Source organism: Streptococcus mitis (genome assembly GCF_005844455.1).
GTDB lineage: Bacteria > Bacillota > Bacilli > Lactobacillales > Streptococcaceae > Streptococcus > Streptococcus mitis_BF.
Genome location: NZ_SPGF01000082.1, coordinates 1 through 4,062, shown reverse-complemented (window position 1 = coordinate 4,062; position 4,062 = coordinate 1). Strand labels below are relative to the sequence as shown.

5 protein-coding genes and 2 pseudogenes (1 of these 7 only partly in view) are annotated in these 4,062 nt (G+C 40.4%); all 7 read right to left on the bottom strand.

Going from position 1 to position 4,062, the window contains the following annotated elements:
- Positions 1 to 16: the 5' end (the start) of a GH25 family lysozyme gene (locus FGQ53_RS10925; protein ID WP_138338756.1), read on the bottom strand. The gene continues 1,421 nt to the left of window position 1, outside the view; the window shows 16 of its 1,437 coding nt (coding positions 1–16); its start codon is at positions 14 to 16; its stop codon lies off the left edge, out of view.
- A 108-nt stretch (positions 17 to 124) separates the two neighbouring features.
- Positions 125 to 377: pseudogene (locus tag FGQ53_RS12325) on the bottom strand (1,4-beta-N-acetylmuramidase); the annotation flags it as partial.
- Between the two features lie 223 nt (positions 378 to 600).
- Positions 601 to 1,359: a triose-phosphate isomerase gene (gene tpiA / locus FGQ53_RS10915; RefSeq protein ID WP_125827986.1), complete on the bottom strand. Its 759-nt coding sequence runs from the start codon at positions 1,357 to 1,359 to the stop codon at positions 601 to 603.
- A 96-nt stretch (positions 1,360 to 1,455) separates the two neighbouring features.
- Positions 1,456 to 2,133, bottom strand: coding sequence for a DnaD domain-containing protein (locus FGQ53_RS10910; protein WP_138338754.1), 678 nt, complete (start codon positions 2,131 to 2,133; stop codon positions 1,456 to 1,458).
- Between the two features lie 8 nt (positions 2,134 to 2,141).
- On the bottom strand, positions 2,142 to 3,086 hold the full coding sequence (gene metA / locus FGQ53_RS10905) for a homoserine O-acetyltransferase MetA (RefSeq protein ID WP_138338752.1): 945 nt from the start codon (positions 3,084 to 3,086) through the stop codon (positions 2,142 to 2,144).
- A 182-nt stretch (positions 3,087 to 3,268) separates the two neighbouring features.
- The gene (locus tag FGQ53_RS10900; RefSeq protein ID WP_001049318.1) at positions 3,269 to 3,781 is read right to left on the bottom strand and encodes an adenine phosphoribosyltransferase; all 513 of its coding nucleotides are present in this window, start codon (positions 3,779 to 3,781) and stop codon (positions 3,269 to 3,271) included.
- 181 nt (positions 3,782 to 3,962) lie between these two features.
- A pseudogene (locus tag FGQ53_RS10895) lies at positions 3,963 to 4,062 on the bottom strand (IS30 family transposase); the annotation flags it as partial.

Below are 4,062 nucleotides of genomic sequence, written 5' to 3'. Positions count from 1 at the left end.
CATTCTTGGTTTGCATAAGAACCGTCCGCTTTGAGGTAGAACCAGCTCTTATAATTACTATCATAAACCCATTCACTCTTGGCCATGTAGCCACCTGCTTTGAGGTAATAGTTTCCCTGCCATTCTTGTCTGGCATAACGACCATCTGCTTTTATATAGAACCAGCTATTGTAGCTAGTATCGAAAATCCACTCACTCTTAGCTTTTGAGCCATCTGCCTTCACATAGAAGTTGCCTTCCCAGTGTGCTGATGTTGAAGTTGGTTTACTTTCCGCTTTCTGACTACTAGCACGAGTCTCTTTTACTTCTTCCTTTTTCTCTGTCTGCTTACTAGAAGAAGTCTCAACCTTTTTCTCTTTTTGGCTTGTCGTCGTTTCTGATTTCTTTTCCTCTGCCTTACTAGAAGAAGTCTGGATGCTACTTCCTTCCGAAGATGCTTTCACTTCAGTTTCATTTGCAGCGACATGGCTAACTGCCAAGCCTAGTAAAAAGATACTTGCTAATCCAATTTTTCCAATCTTTGTTTTCAATCTTACCTCTCCTATAAAAAATGGAACAGACATCTGAATGCTGTTCCACCTAGCTTTTGCTACTTACTGATTATTTTACAAAGTCAAGCAAAGCCAAGAAGCTTTCTGCTTCAAGTGACGCACCACCTACAAGGGCACCGTCAACGTCTGGACAAGCCATATATGAAGCAACGTTTTCAGGTTTAACAGAACCACCGTATTGAACACGAACTTTGTCTGCAACTTCTTGACCGAAGTCAGCAGCTACAACGTCACGAACAACTTTACACATTTTTTGTGCGTCGTCTTGTGAAGCTGATTTACCAGTACCGATAGCCCAGATTGGCTCGTAAGCGATAACTGATGCAGCAACTTGTTCAGCTGTCAATCCAGCCAATGCAGCAGATACTTGCGCACCTACAAATTCAGCCGCTTTACCAGCTTCGTAAGTTTCAAGTGACTCACCACAACAGATGATTGGAAGCATACCGTTTGCAAAAATTGCTTTTGCTTTTTTGTTGATATCTTCGTCAGTTTCATGGAAGTAGTCACGGCGTTCTGAGTGACCGATAACAACGTAGTCAGTACCGATTTCTTTCAAAACTTGTGGGCTAGTTTCACCAGTGAAAGCACCTGCATTTTCAAAATAGCAGTTTTGAGCAGCAACTTTAAGGTTTGAACCTTTAGCAGTAGCAAGAACAGTTGTCAAATCAAGAGCTGGAGCAGCGATACCTGCTTCAACAAGATCTGATGAAGGAAGTTTTGACGCAACTGCTTCAACGAATGCTTTAGCTTCTTCTGGATTTTTGTTCATTTTCCAGTTACCAGCGATAAATGGTTTACGTGACATTTCACATACCTCTTTTTCAATTTATTTTCTATTTATTTTATCACAATTAAACACAGCTTGCAAATCTTACTCGGATTTCAAGCCTGCTTACATGGATTAATCCTTCCAGAGATCCATGGCATTTCTGAAATCTGCAGACACCTGTGTCAACTGAGGATTGCTTGCTTCTCTTTCTGCCCGCTTAGCCTCAATTTGAGCCACACTTTTGATGCCTTCATGGCGCCAGTTTCTCAAAATCGCCTGAATGTACTTCCAGTTTGGTTTTCCATTCAAAACAGCTTCACGAAGAGCTTCCTTAATCAAGTCAGCACTGGTCCCATCTTCTTTAAGGGTCTTGGTCAAATCCTCAATCTCAAAAGGTGTCAACAAGCGTCCCAATTCCTGCTGGAAGGTTTCTACCAAATCTTTGAGCTGATTTTGAGGTGTCAACTGGTCTGAACTTAAATGAGCAACTCTAAGCAAGTCATCCAAACGTTCCAAGGCTAGACTGGCATCAAAAAGCAATTCTATTTCGCCATTTAATTCGATAGTACGGTACTGAAGCAACCCCCTCTCCGTCAGATTGGAAATGGACTGGTTGACATCCGAAATTTCCTTGCCAATCCTTTCAGCAATCTGGCTTGGCGACATTTCTTCCAAACCTGTCGTATTTTGCAAATAGAAAAATTGCCAGACCAAAAAATCATCGCTTGAAGGAAAGAGTTCCTTAAAATGCAAGAGCAGGGCACTCGGTAAAACCAAGTTCCCTGATTTAAAAGCGTCTAAATATGTCATAATTCCTCTTATAAATACCCATATGCAGATGCATCATCTTCTATCTTTCTCCAGTCAAAAGGCGTCTCCTGATAGACAGCATAGTTTACCCAATTACTGAAAAAGAGGGCTGCTGATGAAGACCAACAAAGACAAGGTGTCTGGTTGACATCATCATCCTTAAAGTAATTTTCTGGAATATGAGGATCCAAACCTGCATCACGATCTCGGAAATACTCTTTTGCCAGGGTATCACGATCATACTCCAAATGCCCAAAACTATAAATTTCTCGTAAATCCCGACTAGCCAAAATCGAAACTCCAACCTGTGGCCCTTCCGATAAAATCTCGAGATTGGTTTTGTTTAAGATTTCTTCCTTAGAAATCTCAGTGTGCCGTGAATGAGGGGATACATAGCTATCGTCAAAACCTCTAAAGAGAAGATGACCCTCTTTTAGGGTGTCCTGAGGATAAATACCTGATAACTTACTGTCCATCTGGTATTTTTCAACCCCATAACGCAGATAAAGCCCAGCCTGAGCCCCCCAACAGATATGAAGAGTCGAATAGACATGGGTCTTGGACCACTCAAGCACTTGACTGAATTCCTCCCAGTAGTCCACTTCCTCAAATGGTAAATGCTCAACTGGAGCACCCGTGATAATCATCCCGTCAAAATACTCATCCTTAACTTCTGGAAAGGTTTTATAAAAGGTCTCCATGTGCTCTGAACGAGTTGTTTTAGAACGATGACTCTCCATATAGAGGAAATCAATATCCAGTTGTAGGGGTGTATTGGCCAAATGGCGCAACAATTGAGTCTCTGTGACCATTTTTTGTGGCATGAGATTTAAGATTAAAATCTTCAAGGGACGGATATCTTGGTGGGCCGCACGTTGATCATCCATGACAAAGATATTCTCTGTCCGTAAAATCTCAACAGCTGGCAATTTTTTATCAATTCGAATCGGCATAACCCTCTCCTAACTGTACTCTTTCAGGAATAATTGCTTGTGTTTAGAGTTAAAATACAAACACTTGTTTCCTTTATTATACTGTAAGAAGATATAGTTTTCAATTATAGTTTTTCTCTAACTAGCTATAGTCTATTTTTATATCCTAATGTAGAGAAAACAGCCCTAAGGACTGTTTTTTATTAATAATGCATGAGAACTTTGTAATCGTAGTCACCGATTTTTTCACGGCCATTCAATTCATCCAATTCAACAAGAAAGGCACAACCTGCCACAACACCACCAAGTTTTTCAATCATCTCGATGGTTGCCTTAACAGTTCCACCTGTTGCCAAGAGGTCATCTACGATAAGAACACGTTGACCTGGCTTGATGGCATCCGCGTGCATTGTCAAGGTATCAACACCGTACTCTTTTTCATAGTCAGCAGAAATAACTTCACGTGGCAATTTACCTGGCTTACGAACAGGGGCAAAACCAATTCCCAACTCAAAAGCAACTGGACAACCCACGATAAATCCACGAGCCTCAGGACCTACGATCATATCAATTTTCTTGTCAGTAGCATACTGAACAATTTCACGAACAGCGTAGCTATAAGCATTTCCATCAGCCATCAAAGGACTGATATCACGGAAGGTGATGCCTTCCTTTGGATAATTTTCAATTGTTGCAATATAATCTTTTAAATTCATCTTTTTCTTTCTTTCAAAGTTTTTACTCTCTATTATACCATATTTTCTGTGAAAGAAGAAGAGGAAACGCACTATTGCTACAAACCTGATCAATGAACTGATTTTTCTAAAAGGTAATACTCATCAAAAAAAACGAGCACTTTCGTACTCCAATGTCATTAAGGCGAATTTCAAGTTCAAGTTAGCCATCCAGAAGAAATTCTATGGGTGACTTGTAGTTCAAGCATTTTTTAGGATAGTTATTAATCCAATTTTCGATTAAGGCGACTTCTTTAGGAGTC

Excerpts from the sequence above, each read along its gene's own strand:
- FGQ53_RS10910 (WP_138338754.1), bottom strand. The coding sequence starts at position 2,133 with ATGACATATTTAGACGCTTTTAAATCAGGGAACTTGGTTTTACCGAGT.
- FGQ53_RS10900 (WP_001049318.1), bottom strand. The coding sequence starts at position 3,781 with ATGAATTTAAAAGATTATATTGCAACAATTGAAAATTATCCAAAGGAA.
- tpiA (WP_125827986.1), bottom strand. The coding sequence starts at position 1,359 with ATGTCACGTAAACCATTTATCGCTGGTAACTGGAAAATGAACAAAAAT.
- metA (WP_138338752.1), bottom strand. The coding sequence starts at position 3,086 with ATGCCGATTCGAATTGATAAAAAATTGCCAGCTGTTGAGATTTTACGG.